Origin of the sequence: Methylomonas montana (assembly GCF_030490285.1) — a bacterium.
GTDB classification, from domain to species: domain Bacteria; phylum Pseudomonadota; class Gammaproteobacteria; order Methylococcales; family Methylomonadaceae; genus Methylomonas; species Methylomonas montana.
The window spans coordinates 3,847,642-3,863,307 of the sequence record NZ_CP129884.1 but is presented as its reverse complement, the minus strand read 5'-3'; the positions used below and the strand labels follow the sequence as shown (position 1 = coordinate 3,863,307).

Here is a 15,666-nt window from a genome sequence, read left to right as displayed (position 1 = left end):
TTTTAGGCCTTGAAAAGCGGTTCGGTAGCGGCAATCATGGCTGGTGTTGTCGCAGGCGCATACCCGACTAAGGCGTTACGGGTAAAATAGTGTCTACAGACAATTGTTTTTCAAAACTAAGCCGAACCAACCAAATAACGAATGAAGAAATTACTGAACCAAAGCTTTTTAACCAATTTCATCTCTTTGCTGATCATCGCCGCCGGCTATCTCAGTCCGATCTATGCCGAAACGCTGAAAGCCATCGGCTTTTTTGCTTTTTCCGGGGCGATTACCAATTGGCTGGCGATCCATATGTTGTTCGAGAAAGTGCCGTTTCTGTATGGTTCCGGGATTATTCCGGCTCGCTTCGAAGAGTTTAAAGCCTCGATCAAAGCCTTGATGATGCAGCAGTTTTTTACCGTGGAAAATATCGAGCAATTCATCGAAAGGGAAGAGCAGCAAGGCGGTAGGGTGCTGAATCTGCAACCCTTGTTGAATGCGGTCGATTACGACAAGGTCTACGAAGGTCTGGTGGCGTCTATCATGGCCTCGTCGTTTGGCGGTATGTTGCTGATGATGGGTGGCGAGGAAGCCTTGCTGCCGTTGAAACAACCATTCACCGAGAAAATGCAGCACACCTTGTTGGAGATGGTGGAATCGGAGCGATTCAAGCATGCTTTGCAACAAGGTTTGAATGCGCACAAGATCGGCGAGGACTTGACCGGCAAAATTGAAATGGTGATCGATAGACGCCTGAGCGAACTGACGCCGCAAATGGTCAAGGAAATGGTGCAGGCTATCATCAAACAGCATCTTGGCTGGCTGGTGGTTTGGGGCGGCGTGTTCGGTGGAATACTGGGCGCGATGTTTGGGTTTGCTTGATGGAGCGCCAATGAGCAGCATCGAACTGGCCTATGAGAGTTTCGGCGAACCAGGCGACACGCCTCTGCTGATCGTGCATGGTTTTTTAGCCGCTTCGCGGAATTGGCGGAGCGTGGCTAAACAGTTGGCCGAGCACCATCATGTCTATGTGCTGGATATGCGCAATCACGGCAATTCGCCGCACGCCGAAGTGCTGGATTATCCGAGTATGGCCGCCGATTTGTGGGCGTTTTTGGAAAATCACCGGATTGCCTCCGCGCATTTGTTGGGTCACAGCATGGGCGGTAAGGCGGCGATGTGGTTTGCGCTGCAATATCCTGAGCGAGTTGCTAATTTGATTGTCGCCGACATCGCGCCGGTCAGTTATCAGCATAGTTTCGACGATCTGGTTGCGGCGCTGAGCAGTCTGCCGGTGGATAGCATCGGCAACCGCAAGCAGGCAGAGGAGGCGTTGGCTGAATCGATACCGGACCTGGCTTATCGGCAGTTTTTGTTGCAAAACCTGTTGTTGAAGGATGGCACTTATTATTGGCGGATCAATTTGGACATCATTCAAAAAAATGCCCATCACATCGTTGGGTTTCCCGATACCGGCGAAGCCCGCTTCGCCAAGCCGGCCTTGTTCATCGGCGGCGGCAATTCCAAATATCTGGACGAAGAAGCGATTTATACGGTGTTTCCGCAAGCGCGGATCGTGGAAATTCCGGATACCAGTCACTGGTTGTACGTGGAAGCGCCAGACGCATTTTGCCGCTTGGTCAACGACTGGATTGGCGGCGGAGCGTCGTTAACTGTTTGATATAGGCAGGTTTAGAACCTTGGTACACTAGCTAATAATCGCCGTAACGATAAGCTTGTTCCCGCAATACAGCTAGATTTGCGCGGAGCAGCAGTACCATGACAGACAAATTACCCCGACAAACCCAAGGTCCTCGACGAGCTCGATTGGCTCTGTCCTTGGGCGACTTATTACTTGCCGAGCCGGAAACAGGGCTTAGCGATTACTTGTGCCTATCGCTGAGCAATCGCGACAGCCATACTAAAATCAGCATTACCACGACCGGGGCTGAACCGGTCACTTATTCGGCTTTTATCCAGGCGAATGCCGCGCTGGATTGGCTGTCCGTGATGTTTGTCGCTCAGCCGCCAAGGCTGGGCGAGGTAAGCGACCATCGATCAGTGCCTGATAAAAGAAAAGCTTGTGTTAGAATCGCGCGGCTTGCACCGTTTTGGCCGGGGCGTTGGTCGAGAGGCCCGCAACGCCGGCGTTGAAACGCGGCGATAGCTGATGGTTAGCACACTGAGCCGTCACTTTTTATTAACTTTATATTCGAAATGCTCATGAACAAACCCAAAAAAGTCGCAATCCTCACGGCCGGCGGTTTGGCGCCTTGCCTGAACTCCGCAATCGGCAGCCTGATTGAACGCTACACAGAAATTGATCCTAGCATCGAAATTATTTGTTATCGCGGCGGCTACAAAGGTCTGCTGCTTGGCGACTCCTATGCCGTGACCGCCGAAGTGCGTCAAAAAGCCGGTTTGCTGCAACGCTTCGGCGGTTCCGTGATCGGCAACAGCCGCGTCAAACTGACCAATGTTAAAGACTGCGTGAAACGCGGCCTGGTCAAAGAAGGCGAAGACCCGCAAAAAGTCGCGGCTGACCAATTGATTAAAGACGGCGTCGACATTCTGCATACCATCGGCGGCGACGATACCAACACCGCAGCGGCCGATTTGGCAGCCTTCCTGGCGAAAAACAACTACGGCCTGACCGTGATCGGCTTACCGAAAACCGTCGATAACGATGTATTCCCGATCAAACAATCGCTGGGTGCCTGGACTGCCGCAGAACAAGGTGCCAAATACTTCTTGAACGTGGTTGCGGAAAACAATTCCAACCCGCGCATGCTGATCGTCCACGAAGTGATGGGTCGTAACTGCGGCTGGCTAACTGCCGCGACCGCGCAGGAATACCGCAAACTGCTGGATAAAGCCGAGTGGTTGCCTGAACTGGGTCTGAGCCGTGAGTCTTATGACGTGCATGCGGTATTCGTACCCGAAATGGCGATCGATCTGGAAGCCGAAGCAGCTCGTTTGCGCGCGGTGATGGATAAAGTCGATTGCGTCAACATCTTCGTTTCCGAAGGCGCCGGCGTGGAAGCCATTGTCGAAGAACTGCAAGCCAAGGGCCAGGAAGTGCCGCGCGACGCGTTCGGCCATATCAAGCTGGATGCGGTCAATCCCGGCAAATGGTTCGGCGAACAATTCGCGCAAATGATAGGTGCGGAAAAAACGCTGGTGCAAAAATCCGGCTATTTCGCCCGTGCTTCAGCAGCCAACATCGACGACATGCGTTTGATCAAATCCTGCGCCGACTTGGCGGTCGAGTGTGCATTGCGCCGCGAATCCGGTCTGATCGGTCACGACGAAGACCAAGGCAACGTGTTGCGCGCGATCGAATTCCCACGCATCAAAGGCGGCAAACCGTTCAATATCGACACTGACTGGTTCACTAAAACACTGTCCGAAATCGGCCAGAAAAAAGGCGGCAAAGTCGAAGTCAGCCACTAATTAGTAGCAAGCTTGACGCTAGGGGCGGATTTATCCGCCCCTTTTTGTTTGGGTGGTTGAGATCGCCCAAACAGTTCCAGCATTACAGTCCCAATTCGCTCAAACCCGGATGCTCGTCCGGTCGTCGGCCCAAAGGCCAATGAAATGAGCGCTCGCTTTCCTTGATCGGCAAATCGTTAATGCTGGCAAAGCGGCGTTGCATCAGTCCAAATTCGTTAAATTCCCAATTTTCGTTGCCGTAACTGCGAAACCAGTTGCCGGCATCGTCATGCCACTCGTAGGCAAAGCGCACGGCGATGCGGTTATCGGTAAAAGTCCATAATTCCTTGATCAGCCGATAATCCAGTTCCTTGGCCCACTTGCGCTGCAAGAATTCGCGGATTTGTTCGCGACCGGCCGGAAATTCGGCGCGGTTGCGCCATTGGCTATGTTCGGTATACACCTGTACCACGCGGTCCGGATCTCGGCTGTTCCAGGCATCTTCGGCCATGCGCACTTTTAATGCGGCAGTGTCGGCGGTAAAGGGCGGTAGTGGGGGCTTGGTTTCCATAGTGGCGTTCCGGGTTGATGTTGATAAGGATGTAGACAGATTTGTCTACTGGTGGCGATGGTAGCAATAGTGGACAGACTTGTCTACAATGGATTGATGATTTCTACTTCTCCTGCAACCCTTGATCTCCCGGCCCGGGAGAGAATTCTGCTGACCGCTCATGACCTGTTTTATCGGGACGGGATCCGAGCTACCGGTATCGATAAGGTGATTGCCGAAGCCGGTGTCACCAAGGTCACTTTTTATCGGCATTTCCCCAGCAAAAACGATTTGATCCGGGCTTTTCTGGATTATCGACACCAACGCTGGATGTCTTGGTTCACCGATTCGCTACAACGTCACGGCGGTCGTGCGGGTGGCGGTTTGTTGCCGCTGGTGGCGACGATGGCAGAATGGTTTTGCAACCCGATTTATCGCGGCTGTGCCTTTATCAATACTGTCGCGGAATTGGGCGGGGCTTTGCCGGATGTGGTGGCGATTTGCCGTAGCCACAAGCAGGACATGGCGCGGGCGATTGCCGAGTTATTGCCGGACGGCCTGGCGCGTTGGCAATTAGCTAATGCGGCGGCGATGGCGATTGATGGCGCAATTGTTAAGGCGCAACTGGAATCGCAAGGCACGGCGGCCGAACAATCCCTGCAAGGCCTGGAAACGTTGTTGAAGGCACTGGATGCGGCGTCGGGCTTACCGGCGCCGACTCCAAAGTCGGACGAGTAGCTTTTCCAGGCCGATGGTCGCATAAATCACTACGCTCACCGCCAGAATCAATAGCCATTCGTCACAGCCGATCGCCGCACTACCGAACAAGGCTTGCATCGGCGGCCAGTAGGTAAACAGCAGTTGCAGCAGCGTCATCAATATCACGCCGAAAATCAGCCACGGATTGGAAAATAAGCCGACGTGAAACATCGAGTACTGCAAGGAGCGGCAGTTGAACAGGTAAAACAATTCGCCGAATACGAACACGTTGACGGACACGGTCCTCGCTACCGCCAGTGGTTCGTTATGAGACAACTCCCATTCGAACAAGCCAAAGGCCCCCGTCAAGAGCAGGAAACCGACCAGGCAAATGCGAAACATCAGATGTTTGGTCAAGATCGGCTGCTTCGGACTGCGGGGTTTGCGGCGCATCAAGCCCGGTTCCTTGGGCTCGAAAGCCAACATCAGGCCTAATAAGACCGCAGTGGTCATGTTGATCCACAGGATTTGCAAGGGGGTGATCGGCAGTGCGACATTGGCAAATACAGCGGCCGTGATCAACAGACCCTCGCCAAGATTGGTGGGCAAGGTCCAGGCGATAAATTTCACCAGATTGTCGAACACCCCCCGGCCTTCTTCCACGGCGGCTTCGATGGTGGCGAAATGATCGTCGGTAAGCACCATCGCTGCGGCTTCCTTGGCCACTTCGGTGCCACCCATCCCCATCGCGATGCCGATGTCGGCTTGCCGAAGTGCGGGGGCGTCGTTGACGCCATCACCGGTCATTGCCACCACATGGCCGTTGGCTTGCAGGGCTCGCACCAATTGCAGTTTTTGTTCCGGCGCGATGCGGGCGTATACGTCACAGTTTTGCACCAATTCCCGATAGTCCGCTTCTTCCATGGCTTGCAATTCGGCGCCGCTGACGACTCGTTCTGTATGGCGCATGCTCAGTTGTTTAGCGATGGCCAGCGCGGTGACAGGGTGGTCGCCGGTGATCATCTTCACGGCGATGCCGGCCCGGTAACAGGCCGCAATCGCTTTGGCAGCCTCGGGGCGCGGCGGATCCATCATGGCTTGCAAACCCAGGAAGGTCAGGCCGCTACGCACTTCGTGATGCTCGATGGCGTCGTCGTCATGTTCGGTACGGGCGAAAGCCAATACCCGGAGACCTTGGCCGGCAAACGCTTCGGCTTGTTGGAGCAGCCGATTTTTATCAAGAGGTACGGCTTGCATGTCTGCGGAGAAGGCATTGTCGCAGCGCTCCAGTAGACTTTCCAAGGAACCTTTCAAATAAATATGCCGGGCATCCTCAGTCAGATTGTGGTGCAGGGTTGCCATGAATTGATATTCGGATTCGAAGGGAATCGCGTCCAATCGGGGATGATCGTCGCTGACACTGGCGTGATGCAGACCCGCTTTGTGGGCGGCAACCAGCAGGGCAGCTTCGGTCGGGTCGCCTTCGATACGCCAGTTGTCGACATCGGCGATTAATCTGGCGTCGTTACAAAGCAGGCCGGCTTTTAGACATTCCAGCAGCGCCGGCTTTTGTTCGGGGTTTAGCGATCGATGATTACTGCGAAAATCGCCATCTGGCGTGTAGCCGCTGCCGCTTACCTCGAAATCTTCGCCGCCGGCATAGACGAATTGTACTGTCATCTGATTTTGAGTCAGCGTACCGGTTTTGTCGGAACAGATGACCGTGGTGCTGCCCAAGGTTTCCACGGCTGGCAGTTTGCGGATGATGGCGTTGCGTTTAGCCATCCGCGATACGCCGATAGCCAGCGTAATGGTTAATGCCGCCGGCAGACCTTCCGGAATCGCCCCGACTGCCAAGGCCACCGAGGCCATGAACATATCCAGCATGGTTTCGCCTCGCCAGACGCCGACCGCAAAAGTCAGCAAGGCAAAGCCAATGATGACCCACAGCAGCAATTGGCTGAACTGGCTCATTTTTCTCGTTAGCGGCGTTTCTAACGGTTCGGCACTGGCAATTAAGCGATTAATGCGGCCAATTTCGGTGTGATCGCCGGTTGTGACTACCACCGCCAGCGCGCTGCCATAGCTGACCAGCGTTGACGAATAAGCCATATTGCAGCGGTCGGCCAGCAAGGTTGATAGGGGCAGGGTTTGCGCCTGTTTTTCCGCTGGCACCGATTCGCCAGTCAGCGCGGATTCGTCGATTTTCAGTTCTCGGCATTGTAGTAATCTGAGATCGGCCGGTACCTTGTCGCCGGATTGTAGAAAAACCAGGTCTCCGGGTACGAGTTCTTCGGCGGCAAGGCTACGACGTTGGCCGTCGCGCAGGACGTTGGTGCTGATATTGAGGGTTTGTGCCAGGGCATTGATGGCTTTCAGCGCGTTGGCTTCCTGAATAAAGCCGATTGCCGCATTGATGATCACCACGCCAAAGATGACGCTGCTGTCGGTCCATTCTTCTAAAAATGCAGTGGTGGCCGCTGATAGCAGCAAGATGTAAATCAGCGGCTGATTAAATTGCGCTAGCAATAACAGTAACGGACCTTTTCCGCGCGGCGCGGTTAAGCGATTACGGCCGGCTGTGGCCATGCGCTGCCGGGCTTCGTCAGAATTTAAACCTAGCCCGAGCTTAACGTTCAATCGTTCTAATACTGTTTCCGGGGCTTGGCTGTGCCAGTCGGTTTGCTGTTTGTTGTCCATATTCGTAGATCGGTGCATAAAACAGTTTGGGTCCATTAAATGCTAGCAAGTTCGCCAACGTTAATGCTACGGGTTGACAGGCATGATTTTATGCTTGTTCCCTATAAGGTATGGGGTTATAGTCAGTACCCGAGGCCTCAGGCCTTATTCTAAATTAAAATAAAAACAAATAGTTGGAGGTAATTATGGGTGGAGTTGTTGAATTAGTGTTGTTGATGCTGATTATTGCCATTTTTGCTTTTGCACCGCTGGGGTATTTCATTTATATGTATACGATGAAGAGCGGTGAGCCGTTTGGCGATACCGAGCCACACGGTGATAGCGAATCGGCGTTGCTAACGTCGGTCGGCAAGGTGATCAATCTCGTTAAAGGTAAAATCGGCAAAAGTTAAAGATTTGCCGATCAGTAATAAAAAGCCGGATTTATCCGGCTTTTTCATGAGGATATTACCTTTGGCAGTCGCCGCACGTCGGGCAACTTGGGTTTTTATTCAAGCGCATGCTGTGCCATTCCATGCTAAGCCCATCTAAAAGCAGCAAACGGCCTGTTAGCGTTTTGCCCGCGTCTGTAATCAATTTTATCGTTTCCAAGGCTTGAATGCTGCCGACGATACCGGTAATCGGCGCAATGACGCCGTTACGGGCGCAATTTTGCAATTCCTCGCCGTCACTTTGATAGAGGCAATTGTAACAGGGACTGTTATTACGGCCTGGGGTGAATACACTGACCTGGCCTTCGAAGCGGATTGCCGCGCCGGAAACTAGCGGGGTTTGCCGGGCAACGCAAGCTTGGTTGACGGCAAAACGGGTAGCGAAATTATCGCTGCAATCCAGTACCACGTCGGCTTTCATCACTTCTTCAAGCAGTTTTTGACCGGATAAGCGTTGCTTATGGGCAATTATGTTGATTTCCGGATTGATTTTTTCCAGGGTCTGTTGGGTTGAAATAACTTTATCCAGCCCTATATCGCAAGTGTTGTGAGCAATCTGGCGTTGCAAGTTGGTTAGATCGACCTGGTCGTCGTCGTAAATAGTCATTTGACCGACGCCGGCCGCAGCCAGATACATCGAGGCTGGTGACCCGAGACCGCCGACGCCGACAATCAATACTTTGGCATCGAGCAATTTTTGCTGACCGGCAATATCGATTTGCGGCAGCATGATTTGGCGGCTGTAACGGAGTAATTGGTGATCGTTCATAGTTTGGGTTGGGTTCGCTAAGGCGCAGATGATGCCAAAGAGCTTGACAGAGTGCAAAAGCTGGATATTATTAGCACTCGTTGCTAGAGAGTGCTAATAAACTTGAGGCCGTTTAAAAGCTCGCTTCTTCTGCAAGGACGTAGTCGTTTTTTAAACAGCTTTATTAAGTTTTAACCTTTAACTTTATCTACATTGAGGAGACATTGATGAAAATTCGTCCGTTACATGACCGTATCGTCGTTAAACGTGTTGAGGAAGAAACCAAAACCGCAGGCGGCATCGTATTGCCCGGTTCAGCTGCGGAAAAACCTAGCGAAGGCGAAGTTTTAGCGGTAGGTTCAGGTAAACCGTTAGACAACGGCCAAGTACGTGCCCTGGAAGTCAAAGTCGGCGACAGAGTTTTGTTCGGCAAATATTCAGGCACCGAAGTTAAAGTCGATGGCGAGCAATATATCGTCATGCGCGAAGAAGACATCATGGGCATTTTGGGTTAATCCAATCTAATCCAATTCAATCTTTTTCAACTTAAACTAATCTCAGGAATAAGAAATGGCAGCAAAAGACGTAAAATTCGGCGGCGACGCTCGTGCATTAATGGTGGCGGGTGTCAACATTCTGGCTAACGCAGTGAAAGTCACCTTGGGCCCTAAAGGCCGTAACGCCGTGCTGGACAAAAGCTTCGGCGCGCCAACCATCACCAAAGACGGTGTATCGGTTGCCAAAGAAATCGAATTGAAAGACAAATTCGAAAACATGGGTGCGCAAATGGTCAAAGAAGTCGCGTCAAAAACTTCCGACGTGGCTGGCGACGGTACCACCACTGCGACCGTACTGGCACAAGCCATCGTTAACGAAGGCTTGAAATCAGTCGCGGCGGGCATGAACCCGATGGACCTGAAACGCGGCATCGATCTGGCTGTTTCCTCAGCAGTTGCCGCTATCGAAAAAGCTTCGACACCTTGCACTGACACTCATGCAATTGCGCAAGTCGGCACCATCTCTGCCAACTCAGACGAATCCGTTGGCGCGATTATCGCCGAAGCGATGGAAAAAGTCGGTAAGGAAGGCGTTATTACCGTTGAAGAAGGCACTGGCCTGAACAACGAACTGGACGTGGTTGAAGGCATGCAATTCGACCGTGGCTATTTGTCACCTTACTTCATCAATAAACAAGAAAACATGAGTGTAGAGTTGGACGATCCGTTCGTTCTGCTCTATGACAAAAAAATCTCCAACATCCGTGAAATGTTGCCGATTCTGGAAGGCGTGGCTAAATCAGGCCGCTCTTTGCTGATTATCGCTGAAGACGTTGAAGGCGAAGCATTGGCGACTCTGGTCGTCAACAATATGCGCGGGATCGTTAAAGTCGCGGCTGTCAAAGCGCCTGGTTTCGGCGATCGTCGTAAAGCCATGCTGGAAGACATCGCGGTCCTGACCGGTGGTGTGGTTATCGCTGAAGAAGTGGGGCTGTCTCTGGAAAAAGCCGACATCAGCCAGTTGGGTACCGCAAAACGCGTCCAAATCAACAAAGAAAACACCACTATCATCGACGGTGCTGGCGACGAAGGCCAAATCAAGGGTCGTGTCGCGCAAATCCGTGCTCAAGCCGACGAAGCAACCTCCGATTACGACCGCGAAAAACTGCAGGAACGTCTGGCCAAACTGGCTGGCGGTGTAGCGGTCATCAAAGTTGGGGCTGCGACCGAAGTGGAAATGAAAGAGAAGAAAGCACGCGTAGAAGACGCTCTGCATTCGACTCGCGCCGCGGTTGAAGAAGGCGTTGTGGCCGGTGGCGGTACCGCGCTGATCCGTGCGCTGTCTGCTCTGGAAGGCTTGAAAGGCATCAACCACGACCAAGACGTGGGTATCAGCATCCTGCGCCGTGCAATGGAAGAGCCTTTGCGTCAAATCGTTGCCAACGCAGGCGACGAAGCTTCCGTGGTCCTGAACGAGGTCAAAAAAGGCACCGGTAACTTTGGTTACAACGCGGCAACCGGCGAATACGGCGACATGATTGCGATGGGTATTCTGGATCCTGCCAAAGTAACCCGTTCGGCGCTGCAAAACGCGGCATCGGTTGCCGGCCTGATGATCACTACCGAAGTGATGATCGCCGACGCGCCAGCCGACAACAAAGCCCCTGCGATGCCTGACATGGGCGGCATGGGCGGCATGGGCGGCATGATGTAATCGCCGTTCGGCTCTCGGCCTGAAAGCCCCGGCTACCGCAAGGTGCCGGGGTTTTTTTATTGCCGGGATTCTACAAATCGGAAAGTGTTTCGGCGTTAGCTAAATTACAGTAGATTAAGCCTTGCGGAAATTATTCGATAACAAACATTCGCCGGGTAACTGCCACTTAAATGGGCGGAAATTTAAAACATGACAAACGATTTTGCGATTCTGATTGCCGATGATAATGAAATCAATCTTTGGTTGTTGCGAGAACAATTGGAGCATTGGGCGATGGATATTACTTTGGCACAAGACGGCAGGGAGGCCTGGCAACTGTTACAGCAATATAGCTATGCTCTGGTATTTTTGGATGTGAACATGCCGTTTTTAAACGGCTTCGAGGTGGTCGAAAAATTGCGAACTACGGACGGTCTCAATCGGCAAACGCCGGTCATTGCGGTAACGGCCCACGCCCAAAGCCAGCAACGACAGCAAGCGGTGGATGCCGGATTCAACGAGTATTTAGTTAAGCCGATCCGGTTAAACCAGTTACAGCAGATAGTGACACGTTGGCGGCAAGGTGACGATAATAACGCCAATTACTACGCCGTGCAGATATTGCGCAAAACGCAGGATAATAGTCAGCTCAGCCAAACATTATTGAGCAAGCTATTTGCGGAGTTGCCCACGCATATGCTTGACATCGAGCGGTCCTTACAAAATATGGCGATTCAGCAAGCTTGGGAGCTTGTTCACAAATTGCATGGCACCTTCTGTTTCTACGATTTTGCCGATTGCTTGGGGGTTGTTGAAAGTTTGGAACAAGCGCTGTTGCACAATGAGGAGGCACAAGCGAACCAGCAATTTAGCTTATTAAAGGTCAAACTGGATTGGTTGCTGGACAATCAGGGCGTTATTTTACGGAACGTGATGTCGAATGAGGGCGGTAGTGACTAGATAAAGCCCGGTAAGTGCCGGGCTCTTTCCTTGATCGTTGATTATTTCAGTTCGTCCAGCAATGCCTGTGCGGCTTGTTGCTGCTGTTTAGAGCCTTTGGCGAGTACGTCTTCAGCAATCGATCTCGCGGCTTCGGTATCGCCCATGTCGATATAAGCTTTTGCTAGGTCGATTTTGGTTTCGAACTCGTCCATATCGGTCAGATCGGAAACACCCAAGTCAAGAGTATTCTCGCTACTAGCGCTGATTACCGGTGTGTCGAAGTCGAAATTGAAATTGAATTCGTCATTCGCTTCACCCGCTGAGAGAGATTTATCGGTGGTTTTAGTCGTATTTGAGGTAAGGCTATCGAAATCGGAAAAATCGAAGGTCTCAAGTTTCAATTCAGATTCAAGATTAAGCGCCGAGTCGTTTTGCTGTTCTTTAGCTAATGTTGGTGCGGTGGCTTCGGTATCGAAGTTAAAATCGAAGCTTTCGATGTCGGCCGGGGCATTTATTCCAGCTGTAACGGGTTTTTCGCTATCTGGAGCAGGTTCCGCTTTGATGCTGTCGAAATCGGAAAAATCAAACGTTTCTAACTCCGGTTGCGATGGAATATCGGTTTGAGTTTGATCTTCCGAGACCGAGCTGGTGGTATCAATGTCAAAGTTGAAGTCGAAGGACTCGATAGCCGAATCAGGAGTATCAGCCGAGCTGGGAGCGACGCCACTGAGTTCGATGGGTTCTTCAAACGAAATTTGCTGGTTGAAATCGATACTTTCCAACTTTGTTTCGGCTTGCTTGGTTTGTTCTTGCTGTTTGGAACTACCGCCGAAGTCTCCTAAATCGAAATCCAATCCGCCGTCGTCGAGTGCGGAATCCTGGGCCATGTCCAAATTCAGATCGAAAAGGTCGTCATCCAACCGGGCAAAATCGTCGTCTTCCAGTTCGGCTGTCTTGGGGGCGGCAGTTGCCGCCAAAACTGAGCTGGTTGCGGTATCGACTTTACCGGTGTGTACAGGCGTTGCCGAACCACCACCGAATAGTGGCGAGTCCGGAATGATCTCCTTGGCCATATCCGTAATTTTCTTCCAGAACGGCTTGTCGGTCTGTTTGCCGGCATCGGCTAATTCTTGCGCATAGCTGGAGAAGCCATCTTTGTTTTCGCTGGCGTAGAAAATCTCCAGTAATTTTAGTTTGCATTCGTCGCGATTTGGCTGTTCGGCTATTGCATGGCGGATCAACTCTTCTGCTTGTTGGTAGCGGCCATAAGCCAGATAAACGTCGGCTTCCGAGATGGGATCGACTTCGTTTTGATCGGTATCGAACGCATCGAAATCGCTGGGCGTGAAATCGCTGATGAACGAGCTTTCGCCAACGGTGCCAACATCGTATTCGTCCGGATTATTGATGTCCATGATCGGCACAGACAAGCTGCTTTCCGAGTCTGGCAGGCGAATTTGGCTGGCTGATGCGAACATGCTTTCGGTATTGGTGCGCTCGTCGATTTTGCGCTTACGCCATAACAACCAACCCAATACACCCAGTATGCCGGCACCCAGACCACCGCTTATTAGGTAATACGAGTCGGATGAAAATAGTCCTTCATCTTGGGCTACGACCGGTGCTGGTGTAGGCGCAACCCTGGGCGTAGGTGCGGGCTGCGGCGCTGGTTGAGGCGTGGGTGCGGGCAGTGGCGTGACAACGGCTTCGCTAGCCGGTGGCTGGGCCGTGGTAGCCGGTGGTGGCGCTGGTTGTTCAGCGACAACTGGCGCTTGTGGCGCCAGTTGGTTTGGTTCGGTCGGTGCGGTTGTTTGAGCTTGTTTGCCTTGCAGCGAGGCTAGCTGTTGATCTTTCAAGGCCAGCAATTGCTGCATCATGCCTAACTGCTGCTCGAGTTTTTCGATGCGGGCTTGCATTTCCAAATCCTTGCCGTCGCCAGCCTGATTGGCAGTGCCATCGGCAGCGGCGCCCGTCGTTGGCGCAGTAGCTGGTTCGGATTTGGTTTGGCCGGTAATAACGGCATTGGCGGCGATTTTCGATTCGGTGGGCGCCACTAGTTCCAACGGTTTGCTGGTCGCTTCGGTTTGGCTTGTCTCCGGTTTAGCCGGTTTGCGCTCGACTTTCTGTTCGTTGCGCGCTTGTTTTGATGATGGATGCAGAATTGCATCCGATTCGGGAATCTTTAATGTAACGCCCTCTTTCAAGGCGTTCATGTTGCCGTTACTAAATGCGCCTGGATTGGCTTTGTATAGCGCATTGATCATGCGTTGGGTTGGAATGTTTTTTTCTTGTCCCAACTGAGTGGCGATGCCCCATAGCGTATCGGATTTTTGGACGGGACCAAATTCACCGCTAGTCGGTGTTTGTGGGGTGATGCCGTCTGCAGGTGCGGCGCGGACAGCCCGTTTTGGCACCGGTCGAGATTTCCTGACGGGGCGCTCTAGTTGTTCTATGGGTTCGGCACTGTAGCGACTCGTTTCGGTGACGGGAATGATCGGTTGGTTGTATGCGGTTGGCGGATCGATCAATAACGTGAACTCGCGCACCATACTGCCTTGTGGCCAACTGACTTCCAATAGAAAATCCAGAAAAGGTTCGGTCAAGGCTTCGCGCGAGGATACTTTGACGATAATGGAACCGTTTGCTTGGATGACTGGCTCAAGCTTGATTTTGGATAGGAAGTAATTCCAAACAACGCCGGCTTGATCGAATTTTTCCGGTGGCGCCAGTTTTACGGAGACATCGGCCGGATTTTCGCCGGCCGCAACGCTCAGTCTGATTTCGGCATTGAGGTTTTGATTCAGAGTGGAATGCAACTCAATTTCGCCAATACCTAACGGTTGGGCACTGACTGGCGTCAATAGCGATACAACCGCTAAAGCTTTAGTTAAATTGCTCACATTGCTTTCCTTCACTTGTAATACCTCGGCACTTACTGACCCACTATAAAACACAGACCTAAGCGTAGACTAGATGTAGTTTTTTACCAGCACTTCGGCTATTTGCACACTGTTAAGCGCTGCACCTTTTCTGACATTATCGCTGACTACCCATAGGTCGATGCCGGTTGGATGGGAAATATCCTCACGGATTCGGCCAACAAACACATCGTCGTTGCCAGATGATTCAGTCACAGCTGTTGGATAGCCGCCGTCTGTACGCGCATCAAGTAACGTAATTCCAGGCGCCGCGGCTAACAGTTCGCGGACACGTTCGGCGGAAATTTTCTGCTTGGTTTCAATATGCACTGCTTCCGAGTGCCCGAAAAATACCGGTACCCGCACTGCGGTCGGATTAACTTGAATATCGGCGTCGCCAAGAATTTTTCGCGTTTCCCAGACCATTTTCATTTCTTCCTTAGTGTAACCGTTGTCCATGAATACATCGATTTGCGGCAACACGTTGAAAGCAATTTGTTTCGGATATACGCTAGGCGCAATCGGTTTGGCGTTGAGTAGATTGGCGGTTTGTGTCGCCAACTCTTCGATCGCTTCCTTGCCGGTGCCGGAAACGGCCTGGTAGGTAGCGACATTGATGCGGCTGATACCGACGGCGTCGTAAATGGGCTTCAGTGCCACCAACATTTGAATGGTCGAACAATTGGGATTGGCGATGATGCCGCGATTTTTGTATTCGGCGACTTTTTCCGGATTGACTTCCGGTACCACCAGCGGAATGTCGTCGTCGTAACGAAACTGCGAGGTGTTGTCGATCACGACGCAACCGGCCGCGGCGGCTTTGGGCGCGTATTCAGCCGACACCGAAGCACCTGGTGAAAACAGGCCGATCTGCACTTTCGAAAAATCGAAGTTTGCCAGATCTTCCACCACCAGCGAACCACCTTTAAATGGGATACGTTTGCCGGCCGAGCGCTCGCTGGCCAGTGCATAGACTTTGCCGACCGGAAAATTGCGCTGCTCCAGGATTTCGATCATGGTTTCGCCTACCGCACCGGTGGCGCCGACTACTGCTACATCATAAGTTTTCGACAT

Annotated in this window: 14 protein-coding genes; 9 read left to right on the top strand and 5 right to left on the bottom strand. The window is 52.2% G+C overall.

Annotation, left to right across the window (positions count from 1 at the left end; translation table 11 throughout):
- Positions 1 to 141: 141 nt before the first annotated feature.
- The 4 genes from QZJ86_RS17875 (at position 142) to QZJ86_RS17860 (ending at position 3,435) form a co-directional block, all read left to right on the top strand.
- Complete coding sequence (locus QZJ86_RS17875; protein WP_301671841.1) at positions 142 to 864, top strand: DUF445 domain-containing protein; 723 nt, start codon at positions 142 to 144, stop codon at positions 862 to 864.
- A gap of 10 nt (positions 865 to 874) precedes the next feature.
- Positions 875 to 1,663, top strand: a complete 789-nt coding sequence (locus tag QZJ86_RS17870; protein ID WP_301671840.1) for an alpha/beta fold hydrolase — start codon at positions 875 to 877, stop codon at positions 1,661 to 1,663.
- A gap of 98 nt (positions 1,664 to 1,761) precedes the next feature.
- Positions 1,762 to 2,136, top strand: coding sequence for a hypothetical protein (locus QZJ86_RS17865; RefSeq protein WP_301671838.1), 375 nt, complete (start codon positions 1,762 to 1,764; stop codon positions 2,134 to 2,136).
- A 69-nt stretch (positions 2,137 to 2,205) separates the two neighbouring features.
- Complete coding sequence (locus QZJ86_RS17860) at positions 2,206 to 3,435, top strand: pyrophosphate--fructose-6-phosphate 1-phosphotransferase (protein ID WP_301671837.1); 1,230 nt, start codon at positions 2,206 to 2,208, stop codon at positions 3,433 to 3,435.
- A gap of 82 nt (positions 3,436 to 3,517) precedes the next feature.
- Here the strand turns inward: QZJ86_RS17860 and QZJ86_RS17855 are convergent, their stop codons facing one another.
- Entirely contained in the window at positions 3,518 to 3,985 is a 468-nt protein-coding gene (locus QZJ86_RS17855) for a nuclear transport factor 2 family protein (protein WP_301671836.1), read from the bottom strand.
- Positions 3,986 to 4,081: 96 nt separating this feature from the next.
- On the opposite strand from QZJ86_RS17855, the gene QZJ86_RS17850 reads away from it, so the two are divergent.
- Positions 4,082 to 4,702, top strand: coding sequence for a TetR/AcrR family transcriptional regulator (locus tag QZJ86_RS17850; RefSeq protein WP_301671835.1), 621 nt, complete (start codon positions 4,082 to 4,084; stop codon positions 4,700 to 4,702).
- Here the strand turns inward: QZJ86_RS17850 and QZJ86_RS17845 are convergent.
- Positions 4,670 to 7,363 (bottom strand): cation-transporting P-type ATPase, encoded by a 2,694-nt coding sequence (locus QZJ86_RS17845; RefSeq protein WP_301671834.1) that lies wholly within the window; start codon positions 7,361 to 7,363, stop codon positions 4,670 to 4,672. The two genes, QZJ86_RS17850 and QZJ86_RS17845, sit on opposite strands and share 33 nt — an antisense overlap.
- 185 nt (positions 7,364 to 7,548) lie before the next feature.
- Between QZJ86_RS17845 and QZJ86_RS17840 the strand changes: the two genes are divergently transcribed.
- The gene (locus QZJ86_RS17840; protein ID WP_301671833.1) at positions 7,549 to 7,755 is read left to right on the top strand and encodes a hypothetical protein; all 207 of its coding nucleotides are present in this window, start codon (positions 7,549 to 7,551) and stop codon (positions 7,753 to 7,755) included.
- A gap of 55 nt (positions 7,756 to 7,810) precedes the next feature.
- Here QZJ86_RS17840 and QZJ86_RS17835 read toward each other — a convergent pair whose 3' ends face one another.
- Positions 7,811 to 8,563: a HesA/MoeB/ThiF family protein gene (locus tag QZJ86_RS17835; protein WP_301671831.1), complete on the bottom strand. Its 753-nt coding sequence runs from the start codon at positions 8,561 to 8,563 to the stop codon at positions 7,811 to 7,813.
- Positions 8,564 to 8,769: 206 nt separating this feature from the next.
- Between QZJ86_RS17835 and groES the strand changes: the two genes are divergently transcribed.
- The 3 genes from groES to QZJ86_RS17820 all read left to right on the top strand — a co-directional run bounded on the left by groES (position 8,770) and on the right by QZJ86_RS17820 (position 11,692).
- Positions 8,770 to 9,057: a co-chaperone GroES gene (gene groES / locus QZJ86_RS17830; protein WP_301671830.1), complete on the top strand. Its 288-nt coding sequence runs from the start codon at positions 8,770 to 8,772 to the stop codon at positions 9,055 to 9,057.
- 55 nt (positions 9,058 to 9,112) lie between these two features.
- Positions 9,113 to 10,753 carry a chaperonin GroEL gene (gene groL / locus QZJ86_RS17825; protein WP_301671829.1) on the top strand — a complete coding sequence of 547 codons (1,641 nt, stop codon included), beginning with the start codon at positions 9,113 to 9,115 and terminating at the stop codon, positions 10,751 to 10,753.
- A 189-nt stretch (positions 10,754 to 10,942) separates the two neighbouring features.
- A complete protein-coding gene (locus QZJ86_RS17820; protein ID WP_301671828.1) occupies positions 10,943 to 11,692 on the top strand; it encodes an Hpt domain-containing response regulator in 750 nt (249 codons plus the stop codon).
- 41 nt (positions 11,693 to 11,733) lie between these two features.
- Here the strand turns inward: QZJ86_RS17820 and QZJ86_RS17815 are convergent, their stop codons facing one another.
- Both QZJ86_RS17815 and QZJ86_RS17810 read right to left on the bottom strand, forming a co-directional pair.
- Positions 11,734 to 14,574: a FimV/HubP family polar landmark protein gene (locus QZJ86_RS17815; RefSeq protein WP_301671827.1), complete on the bottom strand. Its 2,841-nt coding sequence runs from the start codon at positions 14,572 to 14,574 to the stop codon at positions 11,734 to 11,736.
- Positions 14,575 to 14,643: 69 nt separating this feature from the next.
- The gene (locus tag QZJ86_RS17810) at positions 14,644 to 15,666 is read right to left on the bottom strand and encodes an aspartate-semialdehyde dehydrogenase (RefSeq protein WP_301671826.1); all 1,023 of its coding nucleotides are present in this window, start codon (positions 15,664 to 15,666) and stop codon (positions 14,644 to 14,646) included.

Excerpts from the sequence above, each read along its gene's own strand:
- groL (WP_301671829.1), top strand. The coding sequence starts at position 9,113 with ATGGCAGCAAAAGACGTAAAATTCGGCGGCGACGCTCGTGCATTAATG.
- groES (WP_301671830.1), top strand. The coding sequence starts at position 8,770 with ATGAAAATTCGTCCGTTACATGACCGTATCGTCGTTAAACGTGTTGAG.
- QZJ86_RS17840 (WP_301671833.1), top strand. The coding sequence starts at position 7,549 with ATGGGTGGAGTTGTTGAATTAGTGTTGTTGATGCTGATTATTGCCATT.
- QZJ86_RS17835 (WP_301671831.1), bottom strand. The coding sequence starts at position 8,563 with ATGAACGATCACCAATTACTCCGTTACAGCCGCCAAATCATGCTGCCG.
- QZJ86_RS17820 (WP_301671828.1), top strand. The coding sequence starts at position 10,943 with ATGACAAACGATTTTGCGATTCTGATTGCCGATGATAATGAAATCAAT.
- QZJ86_RS17850 (WP_301671835.1), top strand. The coding sequence starts at position 4,082 with ATGATTTCTACTTCTCCTGCAACCCTTGATCTCCCGGCCCGGGAGAGA.
- QZJ86_RS17855 (WP_301671836.1), bottom strand. The coding sequence starts at position 3,985 with ATGGAAACCAAGCCCCCACTACCGCCCTTTACCGCCGACACTGCCGCA.
- QZJ86_RS17875 (WP_301671841.1), top strand. The coding sequence starts at position 142 with ATGAAGAAATTACTGAACCAAAGCTTTTTAACCAATTTCATCTCTTTG.
- QZJ86_RS17870 (WP_301671840.1), top strand. The coding sequence starts at position 875 with ATGAGCAGCATCGAACTGGCCTATGAGAGTTTCGGCGAACCAGGCGAC.
- QZJ86_RS17860 (WP_301671837.1), top strand. The coding sequence starts at position 2,206 with ATGAACAAACCCAAAAAAGTCGCAATCCTCACGGCCGGCGGTTTGGCG.
- QZJ86_RS17865 (WP_301671838.1), top strand. The coding sequence starts at position 1,762 with ATGACAGACAAATTACCCCGACAAACCCAAGGTCCTCGACGAGCTCGA.
- QZJ86_RS17845 (WP_301671834.1), bottom strand. The coding sequence starts at position 7,363 with ATGGACAACAAACAGCAAACCGACTGGCACAGCCAAGCCCCGGAAACA.
- QZJ86_RS17810 (WP_301671826.1), bottom strand. The coding sequence starts at position 15,666 with ATGTCGAAAACTTATGATGTAGCAGTAGTCGGCGCCACCGGTGCGGTA.